General features: G+C 67.2%; 28 protein-coding genes and 2 pseudogenes. 2 read left to right on the forward strand and 28 right to left on the reverse strand.

The genetic code is table 11. From position 1 onward, the window contains the following. Positions 1 to 58: 58 nt before the first annotated feature. The 15 genes from G4G28_RS15235 to G4G28_RS15295 all read right to left on the reverse strand — a co-directional run bounded on the left by G4G28_RS15235 (position 59) and on the right by G4G28_RS15295 (position 12,726). Positions 59 to 1,435 carry a 4Fe-4S dicluster domain-containing protein gene (locus G4G28_RS15235; RefSeq protein ID WP_229507666.1) on the reverse strand — a complete coding sequence of 459 codons (1,377 nt, stop codon included), beginning with the start codon at positions 1,433 to 1,435 and terminating at the stop codon, positions 59 to 61. A gap of 82 nt (positions 1,436 to 1,517) precedes the next feature. After that, positions 1,518 to 1,733 (reverse strand): hypothetical protein, encoded by a 216-nt coding sequence (locus G4G28_RS26500; RefSeq protein ID WP_229507667.1) that lies wholly within the window; start codon positions 1,731 to 1,733, stop codon positions 1,518 to 1,520. After that, on the reverse strand, positions 1,730 to 2,545 hold the full coding sequence (locus G4G28_RS15240) for a DUF3306 domain-containing protein (RefSeq protein WP_183107547.1): 816 nt from the start codon (positions 2,543 to 2,545) through the stop codon (positions 1,730 to 1,732). Before G4G28_RS15240 ends, G4G28_RS26500 begins: the two co-directional genes overlap by 4 nt. 8 nt (positions 2,546 to 2,553) lie before the next feature. Further along, on the reverse strand, positions 2,554 to 2,994 hold the full coding sequence (locus G4G28_RS15245; RefSeq protein ID WP_182988915.1) for a DUF3305 domain-containing protein: 441 nt from the start codon (positions 2,992 to 2,994) through the stop codon (positions 2,554 to 2,556). After that, on the reverse strand, positions 2,991 to 3,491 hold the full coding sequence (locus G4G28_RS15250) for a hypothetical protein (RefSeq protein WP_183107548.1): 501 nt from the start codon (positions 3,489 to 3,491) through the stop codon (positions 2,991 to 2,993). The genes G4G28_RS15245 and G4G28_RS15250 overlap by 4 nt, the downstream gene beginning before the upstream one ends. A 186-nt stretch (positions 3,492 to 3,677) precedes the next feature. Then, positions 3,678 to 5,240, reverse strand: coding sequence for a formate dehydrogenase subunit gamma (locus tag G4G28_RS26505; protein ID WP_229507668.1), 1,563 nt, complete (start codon positions 5,238 to 5,240; stop codon positions 3,678 to 3,680). A 10-nt stretch (positions 5,241 to 5,250) separates the two neighbouring features. Then, entirely contained in the window at positions 5,251 to 5,463 is a 213-nt protein-coding gene (locus tag G4G28_RS15260; RefSeq protein ID WP_182988918.1) for a hypothetical protein, read from the reverse strand. Then, a complete protein-coding gene (gene fdh3B, locus G4G28_RS15265; protein ID WP_182991839.1) occupies positions 5,460 to 6,131 on the reverse strand; it encodes a formate dehydrogenase FDH3 subunit beta in 672 nt (223 codons plus the stop codon). The genes G4G28_RS15260 and fdh3B overlap by 4 nt, the downstream gene beginning before the upstream one ends. Positions 6,132 to 6,233: 102 nt before the next feature. Beyond that, positions 6,234 to 9,038 carry a molybdopterin-dependent oxidoreductase gene (locus G4G28_RS15270; RefSeq protein WP_183107549.1) on the reverse strand — a complete coding sequence of 935 codons (2,805 nt, stop codon included), beginning with the start codon at positions 9,036 to 9,038 and terminating at the stop codon, positions 6,234 to 6,236. 109 nt (positions 9,039 to 9,147) lie between these two features. Then, on the reverse strand, positions 9,148 to 9,318 hold the full coding sequence (locus G4G28_RS15275) for a hypothetical protein (protein WP_183107550.1): 171 nt from the start codon (positions 9,316 to 9,318) through the stop codon (positions 9,148 to 9,150). Between the two features lie 19 nt (positions 9,319 to 9,337). After that, positions 9,338 to 9,559 carry a hypothetical protein gene (locus G4G28_RS27600; protein ID WP_267875246.1) on the reverse strand — a complete coding sequence of 74 codons (222 nt, stop codon included), beginning with the start codon at positions 9,557 to 9,559 and terminating at the stop codon, positions 9,338 to 9,340. Continuing rightward, positions 9,547 to 9,867 carry a molecular chaperone TorD family protein gene (locus G4G28_RS27605; RefSeq protein ID WP_267875247.1) on the reverse strand — a complete coding sequence of 107 codons (321 nt, stop codon included), beginning with the start codon at positions 9,865 to 9,867 and terminating at the stop codon, positions 9,547 to 9,549. The genes G4G28_RS27600 and G4G28_RS27605 overlap by 13 nt, the downstream gene beginning before the upstream one ends. Positions 9,868 to 10,137: 270 nt before the next feature. Next, a complete protein-coding gene (locus G4G28_RS15285) occupies positions 10,138 to 10,281 on the reverse strand; it encodes a DUF2474 domain-containing protein (RefSeq protein ID WP_182988921.1) in 144 nt (47 codons plus the stop codon). After that, entirely contained in the window at positions 10,281 to 11,288 is a 1,008-nt protein-coding gene (gene cydB, locus G4G28_RS15290) for a cytochrome d ubiquinol oxidase subunit II (protein ID WP_182988922.1), read from the reverse strand. Before cydB ends, G4G28_RS15285 begins: the two co-directional genes overlap by 1 nt. A 1-nt stretch (position 11,289) precedes the next feature. After that, the gene (locus tag G4G28_RS15295; RefSeq protein ID WP_182988923.1) at positions 11,290 to 12,726 is read right to left on the reverse strand and encodes a cytochrome ubiquinol oxidase subunit I; all 1,437 of its coding nucleotides are present in this window, start codon (positions 12,724 to 12,726) and stop codon (positions 11,290 to 11,292) included. A 154-nt stretch (positions 12,727 to 12,880) separates the two neighbouring features. On the opposite strand from G4G28_RS15295, the gene fnr reads away from it, so the two are divergent. Next, positions 12,881 to 13,648 (forward strand): fumarate/nitrate reduction transcriptional regulator Fnr, encoded by a 768-nt coding sequence (fnr, locus tag G4G28_RS15300; RefSeq protein WP_182988924.1) that lies wholly within the window; start codon positions 12,881 to 12,883, stop codon positions 13,646 to 13,648. A gap of 320 nt (positions 13,649 to 13,968) precedes the next feature. Here fnr and G4G28_RS15305 read toward each other — a convergent pair whose 3' ends face one another. The 9 genes from G4G28_RS15305 to ccoN all read right to left on the reverse strand — a co-directional run bounded on the left by G4G28_RS15305 (position 13,969) and on the right by ccoN (position 21,846). Continuing rightward, complete coding sequence (locus tag G4G28_RS15305) at positions 13,969 to 14,397, reverse strand: VOC family protein (RefSeq protein WP_182988925.1); 429 nt, start codon at positions 14,395 to 14,397, stop codon at positions 13,969 to 13,971. 310 nt (positions 14,398 to 14,707) lie between these two features. Beyond that, the gene (locus G4G28_RS27610; RefSeq protein ID WP_267875248.1) at positions 14,708 to 15,865 is read right to left on the reverse strand and encodes a DUF885 family protein; all 1,158 of its coding nucleotides are present in this window, start codon (positions 15,863 to 15,865) and stop codon (positions 14,708 to 14,710) included. Continuing rightward, positions 15,856 to 16,551 (reverse strand): DUF885 family protein, encoded by a 696-nt coding sequence (locus G4G28_RS27615; RefSeq protein WP_267875249.1) that lies wholly within the window; start codon positions 16,549 to 16,551, stop codon positions 15,856 to 15,858. Before G4G28_RS27615 ends, G4G28_RS27610 begins: the two co-directional genes overlap by 10 nt. A gap of 110 nt (positions 16,552 to 16,661) precedes the next feature. Then, the gene (locus G4G28_RS15315; protein ID WP_183107551.1) at positions 16,662 to 17,204 is read right to left on the reverse strand and encodes a FixH family protein; all 543 of its coding nucleotides are present in this window, start codon (positions 17,202 to 17,204) and stop codon (positions 16,662 to 16,664) included. Positions 17,205 to 17,212: 8 nt separating this feature from the next. After that, positions 17,213 to 18,607, reverse strand: coding sequence for a cytochrome c oxidase accessory protein CcoG (ccoG, locus tag G4G28_RS15320; RefSeq protein ID WP_183107552.1), 1,395 nt, complete (start codon positions 18,605 to 18,607; stop codon positions 17,213 to 17,215). Next, on the reverse strand, positions 18,604 to 19,587 hold the full coding sequence (ccoP, locus tag G4G28_RS15325; RefSeq protein WP_182988927.1) for a cytochrome-c oxidase, cbb3-type subunit III: 984 nt from the start codon (positions 19,585 to 19,587) through the stop codon (positions 18,604 to 18,606). Before ccoP ends, ccoG begins: the two co-directional genes overlap by 4 nt. After that, a complete protein-coding gene (locus G4G28_RS15330) occupies positions 19,580 to 19,744 on the reverse strand; it encodes a CcoQ/FixQ family Cbb3-type cytochrome c oxidase assembly chaperone (protein WP_182988928.1) in 165 nt (54 codons plus the stop codon). The genes ccoP and G4G28_RS15330 overlap by 8 nt, the downstream gene beginning before the upstream one ends. 10 nt (positions 19,745 to 19,754) lie before the next feature. Continuing rightward, entirely contained in the window at positions 19,755 to 20,372 is a 618-nt protein-coding gene (gene ccoO / locus G4G28_RS15335) for a cytochrome-c oxidase, cbb3-type subunit II (RefSeq protein ID WP_182988929.1), read from the reverse strand. 16 nt (positions 20,373 to 20,388) lie between these two features. After that, entirely contained in the window at positions 20,389 to 21,846 is a 1,458-nt protein-coding gene (ccoN, locus tag G4G28_RS15340; RefSeq protein ID WP_182988930.1) for a cytochrome-c oxidase, cbb3-type subunit I, read from the reverse strand. A 226-nt stretch (positions 21,847 to 22,072) separates the two neighbouring features. On the opposite strand from ccoN, the gene G4G28_RS15345 reads away from it, so the two are divergent. Further along, the gene (locus tag G4G28_RS15345) at positions 22,073 to 22,471 is read left to right on the forward strand and encodes a TraR/DksA family transcriptional regulator (RefSeq protein ID WP_182988931.1); all 399 of its coding nucleotides are present in this window, start codon (positions 22,073 to 22,075) and stop codon (positions 22,469 to 22,471) included. Between the two features lie 46 nt (positions 22,472 to 22,517). Here G4G28_RS15345 and ccoS read toward each other — a convergent pair whose 3' ends face one another. The 4 genes and pseudogenes from ccoS to G4G28_RS29360 all read right to left on the reverse strand — a co-directional run bounded on the left by ccoS (position 22,518) and on the right by G4G28_RS29360 (position 24,245). Next, positions 22,518 to 22,667, reverse strand: a complete 150-nt coding sequence (gene ccoS / locus G4G28_RS15350; protein WP_182988932.1) for a cbb3-type cytochrome oxidase assembly protein CcoS — start codon at positions 22,665 to 22,667, stop codon at positions 22,518 to 22,520. Then, entirely contained in the window at positions 22,646 to 23,026 is a 381-nt protein-coding gene (locus G4G28_RS28440; protein ID WP_308602585.1) for a hypothetical protein, read from the reverse strand. Before G4G28_RS28440 ends, ccoS begins: the two co-directional genes overlap by 22 nt. Positions 23,027 to 23,057: 31 nt before the next feature. Beyond that, a pseudogene (locus G4G28_RS28445) lies at positions 23,058 to 23,558 on the reverse strand (HAD family hydrolase); the annotation flags it as partial. Beyond that, positions 23,534 to 24,245 (reverse strand): annotated as a pseudogene (locus G4G28_RS29360) (HAD-IC family P-type ATPase). The pseudogenes G4G28_RS28445 and G4G28_RS29360, both read right to left, overlap by 25 nt. Positions 24,246 to 24,380 lie beyond the last annotated feature (135 nt).

Here is a 24,380-nt window from a genome sequence, read left to right on the forward strand (position 1 = left end):
CTGTAAAACGATGTGATGACCCGATCCCGCACCGGACGCGGGGCGGTCCGCAAGCGCGTCAGGTTGGCCGCCGCAGCGGCACCGCGAACTCTCCCTCGGGCTGCATCATGTCGATCACGCGGCAGTCGCCGCACATGCGCAGGCGGTCGAGGTTGCCGGCAAAGGCGCTATGGCTGGACAGGCGCGAGAGCATGTTCTCGACCATGTGCAGTGTACCGAAGGGTTTGCTGCAGCGGATGCAGTGGAAGGGCTGGGATTCGTTCAGGGTGCGGGTTTCCTTGCGCGCCGCACCAAACACCATGCGCGGCACCAGGGTGATGGCGTTTTCCGGGCAGGTATTCGCGCACAGGCCGCATTGCACGCAGTTCTGCTCGACGAAGCGCAGGCGCGGCAGGTCAGGCGTATCCATCACGGCCGAGGACGGGCAGACGCCGACGCAGGCCATGCACAGGCTGCACGACTGGGTATTCACGGCGATCGCACCGAAAGGCGCGCCGGCGGGCAGCGCCACCGCCTCGACCGCCTGCGGCGCGTGGCGGTACAAATGGTCGAGCGCGTAGTCGAGCGTGTTGCGCTTGTCCCGGGCCAGGTTGAAGGTGGCCATCTCGGCCGGGGCCTGCCCGCGTGGCGCGTGCTGCAAGGCCAGGCCCAGTTCCTCCGGCGTGGCCACTTGCAGGAACTGGAAATGCGGGCCGGCATAGCCAAGGCCTTCCAGCACTGTCTGGGCGACTTCCATCTGGCGCGCAATCGCGCCTGCGTATTGCGGCGCCTCGGCGCCCGTCATCAGGACCGTGACGCCGGCCGCGCCATAGCTGAGTGCCGCCAGCCAGACGTCGATGCCGGTCGAGGCCGTGTGGTGCAGCGCCATCGGAATCACGCGGCCCGGCACGCCATGGGCCGGGTCGCTTTGGACCGCCTCGATCAGCGGCGCGCCGCCTTCGCTGTGCAGCAGCAATACCGGATCCTGGCCGCCCGCATCGACATAGGCGCGCAGCGCCGCCTTGATGCGGCTGCCAGTGTGCGCGGCCGAGGGGAAGTTGTAGCCGAGGGCGCCGGTCGGGCAGACCGTGGTGCAGGCGCCGCAGCCGGCGCACAGATAGGGGTTGACCTTGATGCGGTCGCCGTTGCCGGATATCGCCTTGGCCGAGCAGATCTCGACGCAGGCGTTGCAGCCGACGCGCTCGTTGCGGCTGTGGGCGCACAGCCGCTCCTTGTAGCTGAAATACTTCGGCTTTTCGAAGTCGCCGATCATGTCCAGCAGTTCGCTCGCCGCCGCGCGCCGCGCCGCTTCATCCGGACCCGGGGCGTAATAGCCGTGCGGATGCTGGTGCGACGAAATGAGCGGGCTCGGACAGAGGTCGAGCACGAGGTCGAAGCTGGCCTGCTGGGCCGCCTGGCCGGGGCCTGCCAGCGTGCCTCGAAGGCGCCGAGCCAACCGGCTACGGCAATCGCACGGGCATGCAGCACCGGATAGGCCCGCGCCGCGAGTTCACCCTCGCCATCGAGCAGCACGGCTGTCACCGGCAGGCTGGCCGCCAGCAGGTCGGCCCGGGCAAGGCTTGAACGGCAGTACCGACGACAAGCAGGCGCCCGCTCGACCGGTAAGTGACGGAGGCGGACGCTTCGGCCGGAGCGATGGCGTCGGCGGCGAGGATGGCGGCCGTCTTGGCGAGGGCATTGCGGCGCTCCTGCAGCGGATCGCCGGCCTGCCCATCCGTGAATCGAATGTTCATGCTTGACCTTGGAGATGTTGCGGGTGCGGCCCGGCCGGAATGGCGGCGGCACCGGGCACGGCCGGCGTACCGGTGCTGTGCTCCACCGGAGTGTACGCGTCCACGGCAATTTCCGTCGCCGGGTTGAGCTGCAACGCAGAAACATATTCCACGTGGGTGTGGGCATCCGTCAGGGCGCTCCGGTCGGCGTCGGATGCGGCAACCGGTATGGGAATCGTGGCGCCCGGCGTGGAGGCGGCGTCGCTGTCCGATAGCGCATCGGGAGCGCCGGCGGGTGGCGCGTCAGCGGCGGATACGGCCGGCGTATCCGCCGGGCCAGGAGGCATTGCCATCGGCGCCCCGATGCCCTCCTCCGGTTCGCGCGGATCCGGCATGCGCAGGGCACTGCGCGCATGGTCGAGCGACGCGAGCATGGCTGCCGAGACGGGAGACGGGATGTTGTAGTCGTCCATGTACATGTCGAGCCCGTCCATCACCTTGAAGTGCGGGTCGGCAAACAGCTTTTTGAGCGCCAGGCGCTGCACCGACTTGTCGACGCCCTGGCTGACGAACGCCGAGAAATCGGATTCGGGCGTGAGACGCGCCGCATCTTCCAGCGTGGGGGCGGGAGCGTCGGGCACCGGGGCGCCAGCAACGGCAACAGCTGGCGACGCGGCGTGCGGGATCGGTGGCCGCGTTGCGGCGGGAGCGCGAGCCGACGCCGGCAGGGACGCAGCCGTCCCTGCCGTATCGAGCGTCCGTCCCGGCTCGCCATCATCGCCGCCGGTCGCTTTCAGCCGCGACCAGCGCTTGAAAAATCCTTCCGCGGGCATGGGCGCTCCTATCCGTGCTGGCGGCCGCGGCGCGGCTTGGGCTGGTAGTGCTCGCGCAGGTAGCCGGCCAGCCAGGCATAGATTTCGGCCGGCATGGTGACGCCGTCGGCCGATTCGCCGGAATCGAACATGCGCGTGCCCTCGACATAGCTGACGGACGCGCGCACCGGCATGGCTCGCCCCTCCTCCATCCGCCACAGGACGAACACTTTCGATTCGGGCGCCATGCAGTTCTCGTAATAGCCCTCGTGTTCGTCCGTGTAGAGCTCGAGTTCGAGCCCGGAGACGAGGTAATAGTCGCGCTCCGAACTTTCGCCGAGCACCTGCAGCGGCGCCAGGTTGCCGCGGTCGGGCACGACGCCGACCGCAGCCCAGGCTTCGTCGGCCCAGCGGTGGGCGACGGCGCGGCGCTGCATGATCACCGCGATCGGCATGCTGGCCATCTTCATCGGCTTTTCGCGTTGTCCGCGTTCCCTTTGTCGACCGCCGGCGAGGCGCCCTTCGGCACCGCCTTCGTCGGGCCCTTCTTGACGTCGTCGCTCGGCGCCGCCGTGCCCATCTTTTCGCTCTTGATCGGCACGTTGGCCGCGTTCAGCGCCTCGGGGCTGCGCGGCGCGGCGCCACGGCCGGGCGCCGCTGCCGAGGTTCCAGGCGCGGCACCGGCCGGAGCCGCCGCGCGCACGCCGGCCGAAGGCGGCGTTACGCCAGGGGGCAGCAGGCCGCTCGCCGCCGCAACGCCGGCCGGCGTGCCGGGTGTCGCCACGACCGGCGCCGCGCTGCCGGGTTGCGTCACGGCGTTGGCTGGGACGGCTTGTCCCGGCGCGCCGGACAGCGCGCCCGGAACGCCGGGCGTTGCCACCGCCGGGGCCACGATGGCCACCGGCGCGTTCACCTTCCAGCCCTGGCCAGCTGCGCGGCTGCGCCAGCGCGCACTGACCGCATCCATCGATGCAGCCAGCGCTTCCTTTTCCTTGGCGGCCTGGCATCGGCCTCGGCTTTCTTGGCGGCCGCGGCCTGCTGCTGGGCCGGCGTCAGGGGCGGCTTGGGCAGCGCCGCCGACGCCGGCAGCGTGGCGCCCGGCCCCGGGCCAGGCAGGCCGCCAGCGCACTCAGCGCCAGGTGCGTGCGTTTCATCATTTGTTCCCCATCTTGTCGGAGGCCGCCGGTCCCTGCGGCGCCGCGTTGCTGGCCGATCCGGCGTTCTGGTCCTGGACCGACGGTCCGGCGGGTTTGCCCATGTCGCCCGGCTGGGTCTGGGTACCGGGCATGGCGCCGGACGGCGGCGTTACGCCAGAGTTCGGACCCTGGCCGGTCTCGCGGGTGGTGCCACCGAGTTCAGCGCCTGAAGTCGTGCCGCCCGAGCCTCCGGCGATACCGGGCGTGCCGCCGGCATAGGTCGCGTCGGTGACGGGCTTGGCGCTGCGGGCGATGATCTCGCCGCTGGTGCCGCCACCGGCCGTCACCTGGCCGGGAAACCTGGTCTGGATGACGCCATCGCTGGCCGGCGCCGTGTTGCGGTTGCAACCTGCCCCCAGCAGGAGCGAGGCCAGCGCGCCGGCGATCAGGAAAGGTATTCGTTTCATCGCATCCTCGAAAACAGCGTCAGTGTGCGGGCCCTGGCCGGGGCGCAGGTGGGGGCGTGCGGGGTGCGTCCGCCGGCGCCGCCGCCGCGGTGCAGCACCCGACTTCACCTCGTCGTACCAGAGCGAATGGTGCGCCTTGGCCCAGTTTTCGTCGACAGTGCCGTGCCGCATCGCCTCGTAGGCGCCCGGCGTGCCCCAGGTGCCGATATAGCTGTGGCCCATGGCCGCCACGATGTAGAAGGCGGCGCCGGCAAGGTGGAAGTAGTTCGCCATCTGCAGGATGTAGCGGGTCTGGCCGAAGTTGACGAAGTTCAGCACCAGGCCGGTGATCGACATCACCAGGCCGAGCAGGGTCACGCCCAGCCAGAACCAGGTCTTTTCGCCCGCGTTGAAGTACCCGGCCGGCACGTGCTTGTGCGATACCAGTCCCCCGCCCTGCTTGACCCATTGCCAGTCGTTTCGATTGAAGAAATTACGGCGCAGGAAGGTGATGAACATCAGGATGGAGCACAGGACGAACAAAGGCCCGATGAAGTTGTGCACGTATTTCGAGATATAGGCGACACCCGAGAAAAAGCCATGCCCCATCCAGGGCAGCAGCACCTTCTTGCCGAAGGTAATGATCAGCCCGGAAACGGCCAGCAGGATGAAGCTGATGGCGGTTGCCCAGTGTATCTGGCGGTCCCATTTGCTGAAGCGCTGTAGCTTGCGGCCCGAGGCCGGCACTTCTCGCGCCGGCCCGATCGTGTTGTAGAACAGGACGATCAACAGCGGCACGACGATCAGCAGGGTGCCGGCAATCGAGGCAATCGGGCCGTTGCGCAGCGTGCGCCAGGTATTGCCGCCACGCTGGACGATGACGTTGCCCTCGCTTGCGCCGTACTGGCCGAGGAAATGGCGATCGATGTGGACGCGCCCGGACTGCGACGAGGCCAGGCCAGGCTCGCGTGCGCGCGCGTCGCCCTCGACCTGCAGCATCGTCTGCTCTTCCGCATAGGCCGGCTCGGCGCGTTGATTGGGCACCGCGCCGAAAGCCGCCGGCAGCAGCAAGGCCATCAGCAACGCCAGCATGGCGCGCAGGGCAAACAGGTTCGCTCGCATAGGGGATGGCATGGGCGACTCCTCAGGGGTTGGCGCGGTTGTATTCGTTCTGCTTCTGGTTGCGGTTCTGGATCGTTGCCGACCAGGACAGGCGGTCGTTATGGAAGCGCGCCTGGTAATGGCGGTTGTCTTCCTTGCCGGCGTACTCGCCGCGGATCCATTCCGGATGCTGGTCCACTTCCAGGCAGCCGGCGAGCAGCAGCCCGAGGGCGATGGCGACCATGAGTTTCTTCATTGCGGGAACCTCCCGCCGCCGTTCTGGAAGTCGCCGGAATCCTGATTCTCGCGCGGCAGGTCGCCCTTGGCCTTGATCTCGCCGCCGCGTTTCGGGCGTCCATAGGCGATCTTCCAGCCCCACAGTTCCGGGCCGTAGCCGCGCGTTTCCACGCGCTGGCGGTAGATGTCGGCGATCAGGTCGGCCTCGCCGCCGAGCAGCGCCTTGGTGCCGCACATTTCGGCGCAGGCCGGCAGCTTGCCCTCGGCGATGCGGTTGCGGCCGTACTTCTCGAATTCGGCTTCCGAGGTATCCGGCTCGGGACCGCCGGCGCAGAAGGTGCACTTGTCCATCTTGCCGCGGTGGTTGAACAGGCCGCTGCCGGCAAACTGGGGGGCGCCGAAAGGACAGGCGTAATAGCAGTAGCCGCAGCCGATGCACTGGTCCTTGCTGTGCAGGACGATGCCGTCCTCGGTGTGGTAAATGCAGTTGGTCGGGCACACTGCCAGGCAGGGTGCGTCGGTGCAATGCATGCAGGCCACCGACACCGAGCGTTCGCCCGGCACGCCGTCGTTGATCGTCACCACGCGGCGACGGTTCACGCCCCAGGGCGTTTCGTGTTCGTTCTTGCAGGCGGTAACGCAGCCGTTGCAGTCGATGCAACGCTCGGTATCGCAAATGAATTTCATCCTCGCGGCCATGTCCCGCCTCCTCTGCTCTGCTGCGTTTCTATCGCGCGATACCGATTGCCCGATACCGTTTGCTGTTTGCCTGCCTTGTTACGCGCGTCCTCATGCGCGTACCACCCGGCACATCGATACCTTGGTTTCCTGCATCATCGTCACGGCATCGTAGCCGTAGGTCCAGCCCGTGTTGATGGCTTCGCCTCGTACGGTCGGCGCGCCATCCTCGGGGTAATGCTTTTCCAGGTCTTCGCCCATCCACCAGCCGCCGAAGTGGAACGGCGCCCAGACGAGGCCGATCGGTACCCGTTCGGTCACCATCGCCATCATCTTCAGGCGCGCACCGGTCGGCGTCTCGACCCAGACGTATTCGCCGATCCGGGCGCCGATCTGCACGGCGTCCTTCGGGTTGATCTCGATAAACATGTTCTGTTGCAGCTCGGCCAGCCACGGATTCGAGCGCGTTTCCTCGCCGCCGCCTTCGTATTCGACCAGGCGACCGGACGTCATGATCAGCGGGAAGTCCTTGGAGAAGTCGATTGCCTGCACCGATTTATAGAGCGTTGGCAGACGCAGGAAATTGGCCTTGTCGTCGTAGGTCGGGTACCTGGCGACCAGGTCGCGCCTTGGCGAGAGCAAGGGTTCACGGTGGGTCGGCACCGGGTCGGGGAAGTTCCACACGTTGGCGCGGGCACGCGCGTTGCCATAAGGCGCACAGCCGTGGGAAATGACCACACGAATGATGCCGCCCGACGGGTCGGTCTTCCAGTTCTTGCCTTCGGCCATCGCCTGCTCGGCCGGCGTGAGTTCGGCCCACCAGCCCAGCTTTTTCAGGAAGACATGGTCGAACTCGGGGTAGCCGGTGTCGAGCTGGCTGTCCTTGTTGGTCGAGCCGTCGGCCGCGAGCAGGCTCTCGCCATTGTGCTCGACGCCCCAGTTGGCGCGGAACGGCAGGCCGCCCTCGGCCACGCTCTTGCTGGTGTCGTAGAGGATGGGCGTACCCGGATGCTTCATTTCCGGCGTGCCCCAGCACGGCCACGGCAAGCCGTAGTAGTCGCCCTTGCAGGGACCGTGGTCGGCGCGCAGCGTGGTCGGGTTGAAGGTGTGCTTGTTCTCCATGTGGAGCTTGAGGCGCTCGGGAGAGCAACCCGTGTAGCCGATGGTCCAGCACGAGCGGTTGATCTCGCGCAGGATGTCTTCGACCACTGGCTCGTTGTGCACCACCTTGATGTTCCTGCACAGTTCGTTATGGAAGCCGAGCTTCTTCGCGAACAGGTACATGATCTCGTGGTCGGTCTTGCATTCGAACAGCGGTGCAATGACCCGCTCGCGCCACTGGATGGAGCGGTTCGACGACGTGCACGACCCTTGCGTTTCGAACTGCGAGGCGGCCGGCAGCAGGTAGACGCCGTCGGTGCGGCCGTGCATCGAGGCCGTCATGCTCGGGTACGGGTCGATCACGACCAGCATGTCGAGCTTCTGCATGGCCGCCTTCATGTCGGGCAGGCGGGTCTGGCTGTTCGGCGCGTGGCCCCAGTAGAACACGGCGCGCAGATTGCTGGGCTGGTCGATGTACTGGTTCTGCTCGTTCACCGCGTCGAACCAGCGCGACACCGTGATGCCGGGCTTTTCCATCAGTTCCTTGGAACCGAAGCGCGACAGGATCCAGTTGTAGTCCACGCCCCAGGCGTTGGCGAAATGCTTCCAGGCCCCTTCGGCCAGGCCGTAGTAGCCGGGCAGCGAGTCGCCGTTCGGACCGACGTCGGTGGCGCCCTGCACGTTGTCGTGGCCGCGGTAGATGTTGGCGCCGCCGCCGGGTACGCCGATATTGCCCAGCGCCAGCTGCAGGATGGACAGCGCGCGGACGTTGGCGGTACCGACGTGGTGCTGGGTGATGCCCATGCACCAGACCACGGATGAGGGACGGTTCTTCGCCAGCGTTTCGGCAATCGTGCGCACCGAGGCCTCCGGCACCCCGGTGACGTCCGATACCTTGTCCGGCGTCCACTTCGCCACTTCCTTGCGCACATCTTCCATGCCATAGGTGCGCGCGGCGATGAAGGCCTTGTCTTCCCAGCCGTTGTTGAAGATGTGCCAGAGGATGCCCCAGACCAGCGGGATGTCGGTACCCGGACGCACGCGCACATAATGGTGGGCAAAGCGCGCGGTGCGGGTGAAGCGCGGGTCGACCACGATCATCTTCGCGCCCAGTTCCTTGGCGTGCAGGAAGTGCAGCATCGAGATCGGGTGCGCCTCGGCCGGGTTGGAGCCGATGAACATCACGGCCTTGCTGTAGTGCAGGTCGTTGAAGGAGTTCGTCATCGCGCCATAGCCGAAGGTCTGGGCCACGCCCGCGACCGTCGTCGAGTGGCAGATGCGTGCCTGGTGATCGCAGTTGTTCGAGCCCCAGAAGGAGACGAATTTGCGCAGCAGGTAGGCTTGCTCGTTGTTGTGCTTGGAAGAGCCGATCACCATCAGCGCGTCGGGCCCGGCCTGCTGGCGCAGTTGCAGCAGCTTGTCGCCGATCTCGTTGATGGCCTGGTCCCAGGAAATGCGCTCGTACTTGCCGTTCACCAGCTTCATCGGATAGCGCAGGCGGTGCTCGCCGAAGCCATGCTCGCGCACCGAGGCGCCTTTCGCGCAGTGCGCACCCATGTTGATGGGCGAATCGAAGGCCGCTTCCTGGCGCACCCAGACGCCGTTGGCGACCACCGCATCGACCGAGCAGCCGACCGAGCAGTGGCTGCAGACGGTACGCTTGATTTCGGTCTTGACGGGCGCGTCGGCGACCGGCGTGGAGGCCGTGGCCGGTTCGATGACGTTCAGCGGCAGCGAACGTGCCAGCGCGCCGGCGCCGGCGGCAACGCCCGCGCCGACCAGAACTTGCGCCGCTTCGCTCCCGCATGTCGCCATTCTGGCTCGCACTCTTGACTAAGGACATGGCTGGTCTCCGGGTACGCTCACCAGTAGGCGGCGGTTTGGTAGTAACGGCGGATGTGTTCGGTTTCGTGGTAGCCGCGTTTCACCGCCGGTTTGGCGGCCTCCGCAACGGAAGTTCGGGCGCGGCTTCTGCCCCGCCGGCCACCACTGCCGGGGCGCCGAGCGGGGCGGCCTTCAGGAAGCTGCGGCGGGCCGGATCGGGTGCACCGGCCGGGGCGTTCCCGGCCTCGGCCGGATGGTGCTTGGGTTGCATCGCGTCCTCCTCCTTGGAATCAGTCATCGAAGCCGTCGTCGACCGCGAAGGCTTCCCTTTCGATCGTCAGCAATGCGTCGACGAAGCGCGCCACCAGCCGGTAGAAATTCGCGCCTTCGGCATTCTGGATATCGTTCAGGCAGCGCCCGTACCAGCGCGCGATGCGGGCTTCGAAAAAGGCTTTCTGCTGGGCGAGCGGCTGGCGCCGGATGCCGGCCCCGCCCGCGATCAGCACGCGCATGGTTTCGCACAGTGCGCCCAGGTGATCCTCGAACTCGCCCACGCCGCGCATGCGCTGACGCCGAAGCGCGCCAGGTCGCCGCGCAGCTCGGCCAGCGGCGTGTCGTTCATGAAGCCGGACAGGTAGAGCGAACCGTAGGGGTTGAGCGCGGGCGTGCCATTGCTGATGAAGAGCAGGTCGAACTCGGCGGCCACGGCACCGGCGTCCATCACGCTCGAGGCCAGCACCAGCTTTTCCCGGGCATCCTCGAGCCGGTGGTCGCCGCCGCTGGCGAGGATCGGGTCGGCGCTGCCCAGCTGGGCCAGCAATTCGGCGCCGGGAGGCGCGAGCAGCAGGCGCGGCCAGCGCGTACAGGTCGGAGCGCGCCTGGTCTTCGGCCGCCAGCGGCAAGGAGACAGTAAGGGCAGCGGCGACGTTGACGGCGGTAGCAGCAGTGGCAGCGGTAGCGGCGGCCTCCGGTATCGCAGAGGATGAGGAAAGAGGTGATGCAACCTGCATGGACACTGGTGCGCTCCGTTATTAAATCTGTATCGAAAGTGTATTCCCTCACCCAGCCGAGGCGCGCACGCTTGAACTTTTCAGCGCATGCCGGCTGCATGCATGATCGCCCGGATCAGGCTGGCCGCGAGGAAGAGCGCCGCCACCCCGCCGGCCCAGAGCAGCACCATCCAGCCCAGGCGCCGCAGCCACAGCGGCGTTCGATTGCCACCGCGCGCTGTCATCAGTGGTAGCCCGCGTCGGCCTTCACCTTGCCGCGAAATACCCAGTACGACCAGACCGTGTACATCAGGATGACGGGCAGGATGAAGAGCGTGCCGACCAGGGCGAACCCCTGGCTGGCCGGTGGCGAGGCCGCTTCCCAGATGGTGATGGCGGGCGGCACGATGTGCGGCCAGATGCTGATCGCCATGCCGGTATAGCCGAGGAAGACCAGCGCCAGCGCCGCCACGAAAGGCCAGCGGTGCGGGTCGCGCCCCAGCGAGCGCAGCAGGATGGCGATGAAGAGCAGCACCAGCACCGGCACCGGTGCCAGGAACAGGATGTTGGGGAAGGTGAACCAGCGGTCGGCCACCGCCGGGTCGCGCAGCGGGGTCCAGATGCTGACCACCACGATGGCGCCCAGCAGCATCAGGGCGAAGGGGCGCGCCACCTTCACCATACGTTTGTGCAGCGCGCCCTCGGTCTTCATGATCAGCCAGGTGCTGCCCAGCAGCGTGTAGGCGATCATCACGCCAAAGCCGGCCAGCAGCGGGAAGGGCGCGATCCAGTCGAGCACGCCGCCGGCATAGCTGCGTCCGGACACTTTGACGCCGTCGAGGAAAGCGCCGAGCGACACGCCCTGGAAAAAGGCGGCCGTCACCGAGCCGCCGATGAAGGCCTTGTCCCAGAAGTGGCGCCCGGCTTCCTTTGCCTTGAAGCGGAATTCGAAGGCCACCCCGCGAAACACCAGGCCGACCAGCATGAAGATCAGGGGCAGGTAGAGCCCGGACAGGATGATCGAATACGCCACCGGAAAGGCCGCCAGCAGCCCTTCCCCGCCCAGCACCAGCCAGGTCTCGTTGCCGTCCCAGACCGGCGCGACCGTGTTCATCATGGTGTCGCGGTCGCGCTTGTCCTTGGCAAACGGAAACAGCATGCCGATGCCGAGGTCGAAGCCGTCGAGCAGCACGTACATGAAGACGGCGAAATAGATGATGATGGCCCAGATGACCGAGGTGTCGATGCCCATGTCATCCTCCTTTCGCGTCGTCGCCGGCGTCGTCGTGGTTGGCGACGTCCGCCGCCGAGAGCGGACGCATCGGCGTGCGTACCTCCCCCGGACCACCATCAAGCGCGCGGTGCAGCTCGAATTTCTGCGGCCCCTTGCGCATCATGCGCAGCACGTAGGCGGTGCCGGCCCCGAAGACGACGAGGTAGGCCGCCACGAACAGGCCGAGCGTGAGCGCCAGCGCCGGCGCCCCGTGCTTCGATACGGCGTCGCTCGTCCTCAGCACGCCGTAGACGACCCAGGGCTGGCGCCCCACCTCGGTGGTGATCCAGCCGGCCAGGATGGCGACCAGGCCGGCCGGCCCCATGATCAGCGCGGCGCGGAGAAAAACGCGCGAGGTGAAAAGGCGCCCGCCGCGGCGCATGAAGAGGCTCCACAACCCGAGCCCGATCATCAGCAGGCCCAGGCCCACCATCGTGCGGAAGCTCCAGAACACGATCAGGGAATTCGGCCGGTCTTCCTTGCGAAATTCCTTCAGGCCTGGAAACTGGCCCGCCCAGCTGTGGGTGAGGATGACGCTGCCCAGGTGCGGCACTTCGACCGAGAAATGGGTCTTTTCCTCTTCCATGTCGGGAATGCCGAAGAGTTTGAGCGGCACGGCCTCGCCCGGGGTGTTTTCCCAATGTCCTTCCATCGCCGCCAGCTTGGCCGGCTGGTGCTTTGCCGTGTTCAGTCCGTGGAAATCGCCGATGACGGCCTGGATGGGCGCGACAATCAACACCATCCACATCGCCATCGACAGCATCTTGCGCACCGCCGGGTTGTCCCTTTTGTGCAGCAGTTGCCAGGCGCCGACGGCGCCGACGATCAGCGCGGTGGTGAGGTAGGCTGCCACCACCATGTGCAGCAGCCGGTAGGGGAAAGAGGGATTGAAGACGATCGCCAGCCAGTCGGTCGGGACCATCCGCCCGCCTTCGATGGCATAGCCACGGGGAGTCTGCATCCAGCTGTTGGCGGCCAGGATCCAGGTGGCCGAGATCAGCGTGCCGGCCGCCACCATGCAGGTGGCCACCAGGTGCAGGGCCGGACCGACCCGGTTCCAGCCGAACAGCATCACGCCCAGGAATCCGGCCTCCAGGAAGAAGGCGGTCAGCACTTCGTAGGCCAGCACCGGCCCCATGATGGAACCGGCGAACTCGGACATGTAACTCCAGTTGGTGCCGATCTGGTAGGCCATCACGATGCCCGAGACCACGCCCATGCCGAACATGACGGCGAAGATCTTCAGCCAGAAGTGGTACAGGTCGACGAAGACCTGGCGCTTGGTGCGCAGCCAGGACAGTTCCAGCACGGCCAGGTAGCTTGCCAGGCCGATGGTGACTGCCGGGAACAGAATGTGGAAGGACATCGTGAAGGCGAACTGGATGCGTGCCAGCACCAACGCCGATAGGCCGAACATGGGCGCTCCTGTTGTCTGCGGTGTCCAGAATCTAGCATGGGCAGCGTTGCGCACGATTGAGCGCCCCGCCCTCCGCCGGGGCGGCGCACACGCATGAGTGCACGGACGACGGACGGGACTATAATTCCCGTATTGACCGCGACCCCGTTGACCGATGACCCAGGAACCTTCTTCCGCTCCACTGTTGCCCATCAGCCTAGGCGCGCTGAAGGCGAGCTGCAGCGCCTGCAGCATGCACCAGTTGTGCCTGCCCATGGGCCTGGACAACATGGACATCGACCGCCTCGACAAGATCATCGGCGCGCGCCGGCGTCTGTCGCGCGACGAGCGCCTGTACGCGATGGGCGACCCGTTCCGTAACCTGTACGCGGTGCGCTTCGGCCACTTCAAGACCTACCAGATCAACGCGGCCGGCGAGCAGCAGATCACGGGCTTCCAGATGGCGGGCGAGCTGCTCGGCATGGATGCCATCAGCGGCGAGCGCCACCACTGCGACGCGGTCGCGCTCGAGGACAGCGAAGTGTGCGAGATTCCGTTCTCGCGGCTGGAGGAACTGTTCGGCCAGGTGCCAGCGCTGCTGCGTCACTTCCACCGCATCATGAGCCAGGAAATCACACGCGAACAGAACGTCATGCTGCTGCTCGGAAACATGCGGGCCGAACAGCGCTTCGCCGTGTTCCTGGTGAATCTGTCGGCACGCTACGCCGCGCGCGGCTATTCGCCCACCAGCTTTGCATTGCGCATGTCGCGCGAGGACATCGGCAACTACCTTGGGCTCACCATCGAAAGCGTCAGCCGGCTGCTGTCGCGCTTCAGGAAGCAGGGCTGGATCGCCGTCGACAAGCGCGAAGTCATCCTGCTCGAGCCGGCCAGGCTGCGCGCCATTGCCGCGGGCACGGAGCAGTGCAGCCCGATGGCCTGAGGCCATCGGGCGCAGGGTGCGCGGCCTCGCCGCCCACGCGTTCAACGCACGTTGGTCGGTCGCATCGCTGGGCTGCAAGGACCTGTTGAACGCTTGATCGTGCGGGCGGTGTGCTGACGTGCGTAGCCGGGTGCCGCGTGCGTACCGCGTGGGCACAGGATGCCCACCCTACGATTGCAGGCGCTGCGACGGCGTTGTCGAAGCCGGCCGGTCGACCGTAGGGTGGGCACTCCGTGCCCACGCGGCAAGCTGCGCCGAACATCGCCACGGGCGGCGGCTGCTTCCCGGTTCCCCAAGCGGAGGGAGGCGGCTCCGCAAAGTCAGAACCTGACCACCACCGAAGCCGCGCTGCGTTCTGCCTCCCCGTGGTACACCGCCTCGATGTTGTTGCCATCCGGGTCGAGCACGAATGCCGCGTAATAGCCCGGGTGATACGGCCGCTCGCCCGGCGCGCCATTGTCCTGCCCTCCCGCACGCAAGGCGGCGGCATGAAAAGCATCGACGGTCGCCCGGCTGGCTGCCTGGAAGGCCAGGTGATGGCGGCCGGTCAGCCTTCCCTGCGCCGCCCGGCTGCTGGCCGTCGAGACGAACAGCTCGTCGGCCCAGAAGTAATCCTCGCCGGCGCCGCCGATGGGCAACTGCAGAACCTCGAAGATGGCTGAATAGAAGGTGCGGGATGCCGCCAGATCGCGGACCACGAGCTGGATGTGGTCGATCAGTCGGCCGCGGTGCAGTTCCTGGGTTTCCATGAGGCGCTCCTGGGGAAGTGGTCACGGTAGTGCTGCGGCGATTATGCCGCAAGCGGGGCGCCGGGTGCATCTGTTGTCGTGCCGGCGCAATGGACGGCACATCCATGTAGGGTGGGCACCCGTGCCCACGCGGGACGTAGGTGTGCACCAACCGGTAGCGGGACGCTCGCACCGCGTGGGCTCGGGGCGCCCACCCTCGGTTCGGCCGCGCCGCAGATGATCACGCGGGCGTTGGACGCGTGGACGGGGGCTCCGTCCACCCTCGGTTTGGCGCTTTACTCCCGGCAACGTACGGACATGCGCGCTGCGCTCACGCCTTCGCTTTTTCCTTCGCGATCCACCCGTCCACCAGCTGGCCGAGCACGTCCAGCGGCACCGAACCAGCGCCGAGCACCATGTCGTGGAAGGCCGGCAGCGAAAACTTGCTGCCCAGTTCCGCCTTCGCCTTTTCGCGCAGTTCGACGATGCGCAGCATGCCGATCATGTAGGCCGTGGCCTGACCAGGCCAGGCGACGTAGCGGTCGACTTCCTCGACGTTGATGCCGTAGTCGACGGCCTGCTGGCGCGTCCACCCCTTGGTGTGCAGGCCGGTGTCGACCACCAGCCGGCGCGCGCGGAACAGCTCGGAGCCGAGCGCGCCCAGCAGGTCCGGCACGTCGTCCTTGTACCAGCCCTGCTCCACCGCCAGCCGCTCGGTGTACAGCGCCCAGCCTTCGCTGTGGGCGCTGCCGCCGCTAAAGATGCGGGCGCTGCGGTATTTCGGGATCCCCTGCAATTCCTGCTGGATCGCCAGCTGGAAGTGGTGGCCCGGAACGGCCTCGTGGTAGGAAAGGCTGCGCATACGGATCGTATTGAACATCGGCCCGCGCAGCGGCACCCAGAACACGCCGGGGCGGCTGCCGTCCGGCGCTGGCAGCGTGTAGTGAGCCGCGGCCGACGGTTCCGTCAGCGGCGGCTCGCGCCGCACCTCGACCGGTGCGCGCGGCTTCAGGTTGAACAGCGTGCTGCTGCGCGCTTCGGCATCCTTCACCATCTCGGCATATTGCGCCAGGATGGCCGGACGCGGGTCACCTTCGACTTTGGGCTGGAAGCGCGCGTCCAGGGCCTTCAGGCGCGTCTCGATGTCGCCATCGGCAAGCCCAAGGGCGCGCAGGTGCTTGTCCATTTCGGCTTCCAGGCGCGCCACTTCGCGCAGGCCGATGGCGTGGATTTCCTCGGCGGAGAGGCCCGTACTGGTGTAGCTGGCGAGTGCCTGCTTGTAGGCCGCGGCGCCGTTCGGCAGGCGCGAGATGCCGGCCCGGTCGTCCGTCTTCGGATTGAGCTCGGCCATGTAGTCCTGCACGCGGACGTAGGCGGGGCGGATCTTCTGCTCGACGATGCGTGTCGCGCGGGCGATCGCCGCGGCGCGCGCCTCGGGCGTCAGGTCCTTCAGGGCGGCGGTGCGCGCTTCCAGCGAGGTCACCAGCACGTTCTGGCGCGCGTCCGGCGTGAGGAAGGTGGATACCGGAACTGGGCGCGCTCGAGGATGAAGCGCGGCGGGATGAAGCCGCGGCTTGTCGCGGCACGGGCCCGCGCCAGCGCCTCGTCCATGCGCGTGCCTGCCTGCTCGAGGCGCGCCAGGTAGCTGTCGACGTCGGATGCGCGCCGCAGCGGGTGGGTCTGGGTCATGAAGTTGACCAGGCTGACCTGGGCGCCGCTGAACTGCTGGAACACGAAGCCATGGTCCTCGAAGGGCGCGTTGGCGACCGTGTTTTCCAGCGACCAGCGCATCACCGCCGCCGAGACCTTCTGGGTGTCGTCGAGCGGCCCGGCCATCCACTTATCCAGGCGCGCGAGGCCCTGCCTGGCCAGCGCGATCACCTTCTTGCGCTGGGCCGGCGTCTGCGGCGTCAGCTGGCGGTCGAGCGCGTCCTGCTCGGCGCCGCTGAAGTACTGGGTGCTCGTCGCCAGCTGGGGATTGGCGCGCACCCAGTCGTTGGCGAAGCTGTCGGCCCACTTGTCGAAGGCGGCGTTCGGTTTGCTTGCCGTTGCACCGGCGGCGGCTGAAGTGCCCGCCGCAGCAAGCGCCGCCTGGGGCAGAACGGCAGCGAGGGCGAACGAAATCAACAGGGAAGCGATGGCGGTGCGCGGGCTGCGCGGCGAGTGAGCGGGCATGGATGTCTCTTGTCCTTGATCGTTATGGCAAATTGCCTTGACGAAAATCTAGCATGGAAGAGACGGCATGCCCAGTCTTTACAGCTGCTATGCGCCATATCCGGTGCTGCTCAGTGCTGTGCCCCCTGGGCCGCATCGGCGGCGATGTGCAGGACCGGCTGCCGGGCCGGGTTCCAGCCGCGCGCCAGGCGCCAGCCCCGTCCCTCGCCCTCGGCCACGACCTGCCAGTGGGTCGGCGCCAGCCCGGGCAGGCGCACGAGGAAGCGTCCGTCGGGGCCGGGCACCACCTGCAGCGCGATATCCTTCCGGGGCTGGGTCGGATGTGCCAGCTGCAGCCGGAACGGCGCCAGCATCGGCCTGCCGAAACTGGCCAGGCGCCCTTCGAGCGTGCCGGCAGCGGCATCGAAGCGGGCGTCGAATGCCAGCTGCAACGCGGTCGCCACGCGGTCGCGCCGCAGGTCCTGGTTGATCGCCTTGCCCTGCTTGTAGTAATCGTCGACCACCATCGCCTCCGGCTGGCGCAAGGCCAGCGAAACGGTGACGGCGGTGGCCAGCATCACCGCCACCGGACCGAGCATGATGAACCAGGGCCAGCGGTGCCGATACCGTGGCGCCACCGGTGCGTGGGGAAAAGCGGAAGGGTTGATCGACATGATGATTCCTAGCGCGGCACGACAAAGGCCGCTTCCTCGCGCACCGCGACTGCGGGGTTGTCGAGCGCGCTGATGTTGAAGACGATGCGATGCGCGCCGCGCTCGGCGGGAGCGGCCGCGCGCACCCGTACCGCCACCCCGCGCGTGCTGGCCGCGTCGAGCGACACGACGTCGGCACCGGCGATTTCGGCGCCCTCCAGGCCGCCAACCGTCAGGCGAACGGCGCGCGCCGTCTCGCTGGTATTCATCAGCTGCAGGCGGTAGACGTTCTCGATGCGGCCGTCATCGAGCTCGCGTCCCATCGAGCCGCGGTCGCGGATGACGTCCACCTTCAGCGGCGTGCGCAGCGCCAGCGAAGCCGTCATTCCCGCCACCAGCAGCGCCAGCACGGCGCCGTAGGCCAGGACCCGCGGCCGCGCCAGGCGGCGCTTCACCTGCGCCTTGCCCCAGCCCTTGGCCAGGGCGTTCTCGGTCGCATGGCGGATCAGGCCGCGCGGCGTGCCGATACGGTCCATCACGCTGTCGCAGGCGTCGATGCAGGCGGCGCAGCCGATGCACTCGTACTGCAGGCCCTGGCGGATGTCGATCCCGGTCGGGCAGGCCTGCACGCAGAGGGTGCAGTCGATGCAGTCGCCGGCGGGCTTTCCGTCCACCATCCCGGCTACGCGCGGTCCCGGCCGGCGCGGTTCGCCACGCTGGCGGTCGTAGGTGACGATCAGCGTGTCCTTGTCGAACATCGCGCTCTGGAAGCGCGCATAAGGGCACATGTACTTGCACACCTGTTCGCGCAGCCAGCCGGCATTGCCGTAGGTCGCCAGGCCATAGAACAGCACCCAGAAGGCTTCCCAGGGTCCGACCGTCCAGGAGGCGAATTCGCCCAGCAGCACGCGCACCGGCGTGAAATAGCCGACGAAGGTAAATCCCGTCCACAGCGCCACCCCCAGCCAGGCGCCGTGCTTGGCGCCCTTCTTCGCGATTTTCCCGAACGTCCAGGGCTGGCGGTCGAGCCGGATGCGGGCGCTGCGCGCGCCTTCGATGCGCCGTTCGATCCACAGGAACACCTCGGTGTAGACGGTCTGCGGGCAGGCGAAGCCGCACCAGACGCGCCCCGCCACCGCGGTCACCAGGAACAGGCCATAGGCGCAGATGATCAACAGGCCGGCAAGGTAGATGAAATCCTGCGGCCACAGCACCAGGCCGAACAGGTAGAACTTGCGCGTGCCGAGGTCGAACAGCACCGCCTGGCGGCCGTTCCACTGCAGCCAGGGCAGCCCGTAGAACAGCAGCTGGGTGAGCCAGACGCAGGCCCAGCGCAGGGTGGCATAGCGGCCCTTCACTTCGCGCGGATAGATCTCCTCGCGCGCGGCATACATCTTGATGACCGCTTCCTGTGGCGTGTTCATTGCTGGGCCTCGGGCTGCGCGGTGGTGTCAAGCGCGGTGCCGCCGCCGGTCGCCTGCGCGCTGCCCGAGCCGGTATTCGACAGGCTCCACACATAGGCCGCCAGCACGTGCACCTTGCCCTCGCCCAGTACCTCGCCGAAGGCCGGCATGGTGTTGGTGCGGCCCTTGCGGATGGTTTCCATCACCGTCTCGGCGGTGCCGCCATATAGCCAGACCTTGTCCGCCAGGTTGGGCGCGCCCAGCGCCTGGTTGCCCTTGCCCTCCACGCCGTGGCAGGCCACGCAGGCGGCGAACCCGGGCTTGCCGAACACCACCTTGACGGGGTCGGCGGTCAGGCCCGACAGGTTGCGTACGTAGTGGGCAACGGCTTCGACGTCCTTGTCCGAGCCGACGGCGGCACCCATCGGCGGCATCTGGCCCACGCGCCCGCCCATGATGGTTTTCTTGATGACCTCGGGCGTGCCGCCATGCAGCCAGTCGTTGTCGGTCAGGTTCGGGTAACCCTTGTTGCCGCGCGCATCGGACCCGTGGCACTGGGCGCAGTAGTTCAGGAACATGCGTTCGCCGATGGCGCGTGCCTGCGGGTCCGCGGCCACCGTCTTGATGTCCTGGCCCGCAAAGCGCGCGAACAGGGGGCCGTAGTCGTGGTCGGCCTGCTTCAGTTCGGCCTTGTATTCGCCCGTGGAAGCCCAGCCGAGCTTTCCTGCATAGCTGCCCAGGCCGGGATACAGCACCAGGTAGCCGATCGCGAACAGGATCGTCAGGTAGAACAGCCCCATCCACCAGCGCGGCATCGGGGTGTTCAGTTCGGTCAGGTCCTCGTCCCAGACGTGGCCGGTGGTCGTCAAGGGCTGGCCGTCTGGATCAAGCTTGACGCGAAAGCGCGATTGCGACCACAGCAGGATCGCGCAGCCGGCGATCGAGGCGATCGTGATCAGCGCGATATACCAGTTCCAGAAGCCGCTCGTGAAGTCAGCCATGCTCGCTCTCCTCGTCGGCGAAAGGCAGCGCGGCGGCGCCGTCGAAGTCGCCGGCGCGCTTGAGGAGGAAAGTCCACAGCAGGATGCCCATGAAGGTGGCAAACGAGACCACCGTCATCACGCTGCTGGCACTGTCAAAAAGTCGTTCGATAGCCATGTCGGTTCCTTCAATTCCTTGTCTTGATCTGGGTGCCCAGGCCCTGCAGGTAGGCGATCAGCGCGTCCTGCTCGGTCTTGTCCGCCAGTTCGGCGGGGGCGTTGCGGATCTCCTCCTCGGCGTAGGGCACGCCCAGGGTTTGCATCGCGCGCATTTTCGGGACGATCTCGCGCGGCACCAGGGCCGTCTTCGCCAGCCACGGGTAGCTGGGCATGTTCGATTCGGGCACCAGGTCGCGCGGGTTGTCGAGGTGGGTGCGGTGCCATTCGTCGCTGTAGCGCCCGCCCACGCGCGCCAGGTCGGGACCGGTGCGCTTGCTGCCCCACTGGAAGGGGTGGTCGTAGACGAATTCGCCGGCCACCGAATAGTGGCCATAGCGCTCGGTCTCGGCGCGGAAGGGGCGGATCATCTGCGAGTGGCAGTTGTAGCAGCCTTCGCGGATGTAGATGTCGCGGCCGGCCAGGCGCAGCGGTGAATACGGTTTCAAGCCCGCCACCGGCTCGGTGGTCGATTTCTGGAAGAACAGCGGCACGATCTCGACCAGGCCGCCAAAGGAGATCACCAGGATCACCAGGCCGATCAGGAGCCAGGGATTCTTTTCGATCCATTCGTGGGAAAAGTTTTTCATGTGGGTAGCTCCGGGTTCAGGCGTGTTGCGGCACAGGGCCCGTGGCCGTGCCGCGCCGTGCGTTCGGTTGCGGGATGCGCGCGTCGACGTTGACCGTGCCGGCCAGCGTCTTCCAGCTGTTGAAGGCCATCATCAGCATGCCCGACAGGTAGAGGAAGCCGCCGGTGAAGCGGATCGCGTAGTAGGGATAGGTGGCTTTCACGCTTTCGGCAAAGGTGTAGGTCAGGGTGCCGTCCGGATTCACGGCGCGCCACATCAGGCCCTGCATCACGCCGGCGATCCACATCGAGGCGATGTAGAGGACGATGCCGATGGTCGCCACCCAGAAATGCGCTTCGACCAGTTGCAGGCTCCACATCCGATTTTTCCCGGCCAGGCGCGGGATCAGGTAGTAGATCGAGCCCATCGTGATGAAACCGACCCAGCCGAGGGCGCCGGCGTGCACGTGGGCGATGGTCCAGTCGGTGTAGTGCGAGAGCGAATTGATGGTCTTGATCGACATCATCGGGCCCTCGAAGGTGGCCATGCCGTAGAAGGACAGCGAGACGATCAGGAATTTCAGGATCGGGTCCGAGCGCAGCTTGTGCCAGGCGCCCGACAGGGTCATCACGCCATTGATCATGCCGCCCCAGGAAGGCGCCAGCAGGATCAGCGAGAACACCATGCCGAGCGACTGGGTCCAGTCGGGCAGCGCCGTGTAGTGCAGGTGGTGGGGACCGGCCCACATGTAGGTGAAGATCAGCGCCCAGAAGTGCACGATCGACAGCCGGTACGAATACACCGGACGCTCGGCCTGTTTCGGGATGAAGTAGTACACCATGCCGAGGTAGCCGGCGGTGAGGATGAAGCCGACCGCGTTATGGCCGTACCACCACTGGATCATCGCGTCCTGCACACCGGCGTAGACCGGATAGGACTTGAAGGCGGAGACCGGAATCACGGCGCCGTTGACGACGTGCAGCACCGCGACGGCGATGATGTAGCCGCCGAAAAACCAGTTGGCCACGTAGATGTGCTGGACGCGGCGCTTGACGATCGTGCCGAAGAAGACCACGGCGTACGCGACCCAGACGACGGTGATGAGGATGGCAATCGGCCACTCCAGCTCGGCGTACTCCTTGCCTCGCGTGAAGCCCATCGGCAGCGTGATGGCGGCCGCCACCAGCACCGCCTGCCAGCCCCAGAAGGTGAAGCTGGCCAGGCGATCGGAGAACAGCCGCACCTGGCAGGTACGCTGCACCACGTAGTAGGACGTGGCGAACAGGCCGCAGATGCCGAAGGCGAAGATGACGGCGTTGGTGTGCAGCGGCCGCAACCGGCCGTAGCTGAGCCACGCGGTGTCGAAGTTGAGCGCGGGCCAGGCCAGCTGGGCTGCGATGAAGACGCCGGCGGCCATGCCGATGACGCCCCACACGACCGTGGCGATGGCAAACTGGCGCACGATCTTGTAGTTGTAGTTTAGACTGCTGTCCAAGATGCTCTCCTGATGGGATTTGCTGAGTTGACAGCAGGAGAGTAGTTTTCCGGACCTTAAAAATCCTTGATGTGAATCAAAATTTTCAGTGTCCTCGGGGCTACGAAGGAGATCGTCGGCTGCGTGTTGTACTGACTTCACTCAGGGTATGGAGTTGAAGCGTCTGAGGAACATCAAGGCTTGTGATCAGCAGCCACCACACTCAACGGACTGACAGGAAGAACTTATGCCGCCTATCTCGCAATCGCTCCACGAAGAAGTCGCCAAACGCCTGCAGCAAAGCCGCGAATCCACGCTCGCCGCGGTACGGTCCCGCACCGATACGGACGGTAGCGCACCACCCCAGATCGGCCCCGGCGCCCACATGGTGACAGGCGACGATTCCCCCGAAGCCGAAATGACGGCCCACGACGAACAGCATTTCGCCGACCACGAAACCGCCCTGCTGCACGAGATCGACGCCGCCATCGGCCGCCTCGAGTCCGGCGGCTATGGGGTCTGCACCTCCTGCGGCTGCGACATTCCCGAAGAACGCCTGCTCGCCACGCCCACGGTACAGACCTGCATCGCTTGCCAGGAGCGGATCGAGAAGGAAAACCACACGGGACGCGGACCGACGATGTAAGACCCGGCTGGCGCGGTCACGACGCCGGCCCGCCGCGGTCAGGCGCTCACTCTGGCGCGTCGTCGTCGCGCAGGATGCGCAGCGCCGGGCCTTCGAGGTCCTCGAACTGGCCGCTGTCGGCGGCGCCGAAGAACACCCAGATCGCCAGGGCGACCAGCATCAGGCTCAGGGGAATCAAGAGGTACAGGGCTTCCATGTCACTTCCTTAACCTGAGGGCGTTGAGCACGACGATGGCGGAACTGGCGGCCATGCCGATGCCGGACAGCCAGGGGGTTGAGCAGGCCGGTGGCCGCAAGCGGTATCGCCACCAGGTTGTAGACGCTGGCCCAGGCCAGGTTCTGGCGCACGACGCGCAGGGTGCGCCTGGCCGTGTCGGCCGCATCGCCGAGCGGCAGCAGGCCCTCGCCGAGCAGCACGCAATCGGCATTGAGTTGCGCCAGCGCGGCCCCGCCACCCATTGCGAACGAGACGTCGGCACCGCGCAGCACGGCGGCGTCGTTGATCCCGTCGCCCACCATCGCCACGATGGCGGGATTCCTGCAGGCGCCGCACATGGGCCAGCTTCTGTTCGGGCAGCTGGCCGCCAACCGCGTCCCGTATTCCCAGCCGTGCGGCGATGGCCCCCACGGTGCCCGGCTCGTCGCCACTGAGCAGGACAACCATCTTGCCGGCCGCCTCGAAGCGTCGCACCACCTCGGCCGCCTCGGGGCGCAGCGCGTCGACGATGTCGAAGCGCGCCAGCCAGCAGCTCTCCGAGCCCAGCCAGACCACGCCGCCGTGTGCCTCCCCGCCGGAAGGGGCTGCGCTGCCCGCCAGCGCGCCGACAAAGGCCGCGCTGCCGATGCGGTAGCGCCGCTGCGCGACTTTTCCTTCGATGCCCCGCCCGACTGTGTAGTGCAAGTCCTGCGCCTGCAATGCGCCCGTCGCGGGAACATTGGCACGGATGGCCAGCGCCAGCGGATGGGCGTTGCCCGCTTCCAGCGCCGCGGCCAGGCGCAGCACGGCCGGCTCGTCCAGCGTTCCAAGCAGACGGGTCCTGTCCAGCCACGGGCGGCCCAGCGTCAGGGTACCCGTCTTGTCGAACACGACATGGGTGGCGCGCTCGGGGTTTCCAGCGCATGCCCGCCGACTGCCAGTACGCCGCGCCGCAGCAGGCCATCATGGGCCGCGGCCAGGGCCGTGGGCATGGCCAGCGACAGCGCGCAGGGACAGGTGACGACCAGCACCGCGATCGCCGCCGGCCAGGCACGCGCCGGATCGATCAGCTGCCAGGTGGCGAACACGAGCACCGTCAGCACCAGCAGGGCCGCGACCGACCAGGCGGCCGCGCGGTCGGCCCACAGCGCCAGCGCAGGTTTGCCCTGCCCGGCCTTCTCGGCCAGGCGCACCAGCAGGGCCAGCGTGCTCTCGCGCCGCCGCCTCCACGCGCATGACCAGTGCCTGGGCCACGTTGACGGCGCCGCCGGCCAGCTTGTCGCCCGGGGCCATGCACCGTGTGCGGCTTTCGCCCGTGAGCAGCGAGAAGTCGACCTCGGTCTCGCCCTCGACGATGACGCCGTCGGCCGGCACCTGCTCGCCCGCCGCCACCAGCACGATGTCGCCGGGTACCAGGCTGCTTGCTGCCACGACCTCGATCGCGCGCTCGATCGGATAGCGCGCCATGCGCCGGCTCGAGGCCGGCAGGCCGGCCTGCAATGCTTCGAGCGCCGAAGCCGCGCGGCGGCGCGCGCTCAGCTCGAGGTAGCGGCTGGCGAGCAGCAGGAAGACGAACATCGTCACCGAATCGAAATACAGCGCACCCTCCCCGCGCACGAGGGCAAGCGTGCTGCCGCCGAACGCCGCGGCGATGCCCGGGCGACCGGCACGTCCATGCCGGGCAGGCCGCGGCGCAGGTCGCGCCAGGCGCCG

This window comes from Massilia sp. Dwa41.01b, assembly GCF_014171775.1.
Lineage (GTDB): Bacteria > Pseudomonadota > Gammaproteobacteria > Burkholderiales > Burkholderiaceae_D > Telluria.

Coding starts and splice junctions, on each gene's coding strand:
- G4G28_RS15245 (WP_182988915.1), bottom strand. CDS start 2,994: ATGAAGATGGCCAGCATGCCGATCGCGGTGATCATGCAGCGCCGCGCC.
- G4G28_RS15315 (WP_183107551.1), bottom strand. CDS start 17,204: ATGTCGATCAACCCTTCCGCTTTTCCCCACGCACCGGTGGCGCCACGG.
- G4G28_RS27600 (WP_267875246.1), bottom strand. CDS start 9,559: ATGCGCGTGCTGATCGCGGGCGGGGCCGGCATCCGGCGCCAGCCGCTC.
- G4G28_RS15295 (WP_182988923.1), bottom strand. CDS start 12,726: ATGTTCGGCCTATCGGCGTTGGTGCTGGCACGCATCCAGTTCGCCTTC.
- ccoS (WP_182988932.1), bottom strand. CDS start 22,667: ATGGAAGCCCTGTACCTCTTGATTCCCCTGAGCCTGATGCTGGTCGCC.
- fnr (WP_182988924.1), top strand. CDS start 12,881: ATGACCCAGGAACCTTCTTCCGCTCCACTGTTGCCCATCAGCCTAGGC.
- ccoP (WP_182988927.1), bottom strand. CDS start 19,587: ATGGCTGACTTCACGAGCGGCTTCTGGAACTGGTATATCGCGCTGATC.
- G4G28_RS27615 (WP_267875249.1), bottom strand. CDS start 16,551: ATGCCCGCTCACTCGCCGCGCAGCCCGCGCACCGCCATCGCTTCCCTG.
- G4G28_RS15285 (WP_182988921.1), bottom strand. CDS start 10,281: ATGACAGCGCGCGGTGGCAATCGAACGCCGCTGTGGCTGCGGCGCCTG.
- G4G28_RS15305 (WP_182988925.1), bottom strand. CDS start 14,397: ATGGAAACCCAGGAACTGCACCGCGGCCGACTGATCGACCACATCCAG.
- G4G28_RS15345 (WP_182988931.1), top strand. CDS start 22,073: ATGCCGCCTATCTCGCAATCGCTCCACGAAGAAGTCGCCAAACGCCTG.
- G4G28_RS15250 (WP_183107548.1), bottom strand. CDS start 3,491: ATGGATGCGGTCAGTGCGCGCTGGCGCAGCCGCGCAGCTGGCCAGGGC.
- fdh3B (WP_182991839.1), bottom strand. CDS start 6,131: ATGAAATTCATTTGCGATACCGAGCGTTGCATCGACTGCAACGGCTGC.
- G4G28_RS15260 (WP_182988918.1), bottom strand. CDS start 5,463: ATGAAGAAACTCATGGTCGCCATCGCCCTCGGGCTGCTGCTCGCCGGC.
- G4G28_RS15330 (WP_182988928.1), bottom strand. CDS start 19,744: ATGGCTATCGAACGACTTTTTGACAGTGCCAGCAGCGTGATGACGGTG.
- G4G28_RS26505 (WP_229507668.1), bottom strand. CDS start 5,240: ATGCCATCCCCTATGCGAGCGAACCTGTTTGCCCTGCGCGCCATGCTG.
- G4G28_RS15240 (WP_183107547.1), bottom strand. CDS start 2,545: ATGCCCGCGGAAGGATTTTTCAAGCGCTGGTCGCGGCTGAAAGCGACC.
- cydB (WP_182988922.1), bottom strand. CDS start 11,288: ATGGGCATCGACACCTCGGTCATCTGGGCCATCATCATCTATTTCGCC.
- ccoO (WP_182988929.1), bottom strand. CDS start 20,372: ATGAAAAACTTTTCCCACGAATGGATCGAAAAGAATCCCTGGCTCCTG.
- G4G28_RS28440 (WP_308602585.1), bottom strand. CDS start 23,026: ATGTGCGGCGCCTGCAGGAATCCCGCCATCGTGGCGATGGTGGGCGAC.
- ccoG (WP_183107552.1), bottom strand. CDS start 18,607: ATGAACACGCCACAGGAAGCGGTCATCAAGATGTATGCCGCGCGCGAG.
- G4G28_RS26500 (WP_229507667.1), bottom strand. CDS start 1,733: ATGAACATTCGATTCACGGATGGGCAGGCCGGCGATCCGCTGCAGGAG.
- G4G28_RS15275 (WP_183107550.1), bottom strand. CDS start 9,318: ATGCAACCCAAGCACCATCCGGCCGAGGCCGGGAACGCCCCGGCCGGT.
- G4G28_RS15270 (WP_183107549.1), bottom strand. CDS start 9,038: ATGGCGACATGCGGGAGCGAAGCGGCGCAAGTTCTGGTCGGCGCGGGC.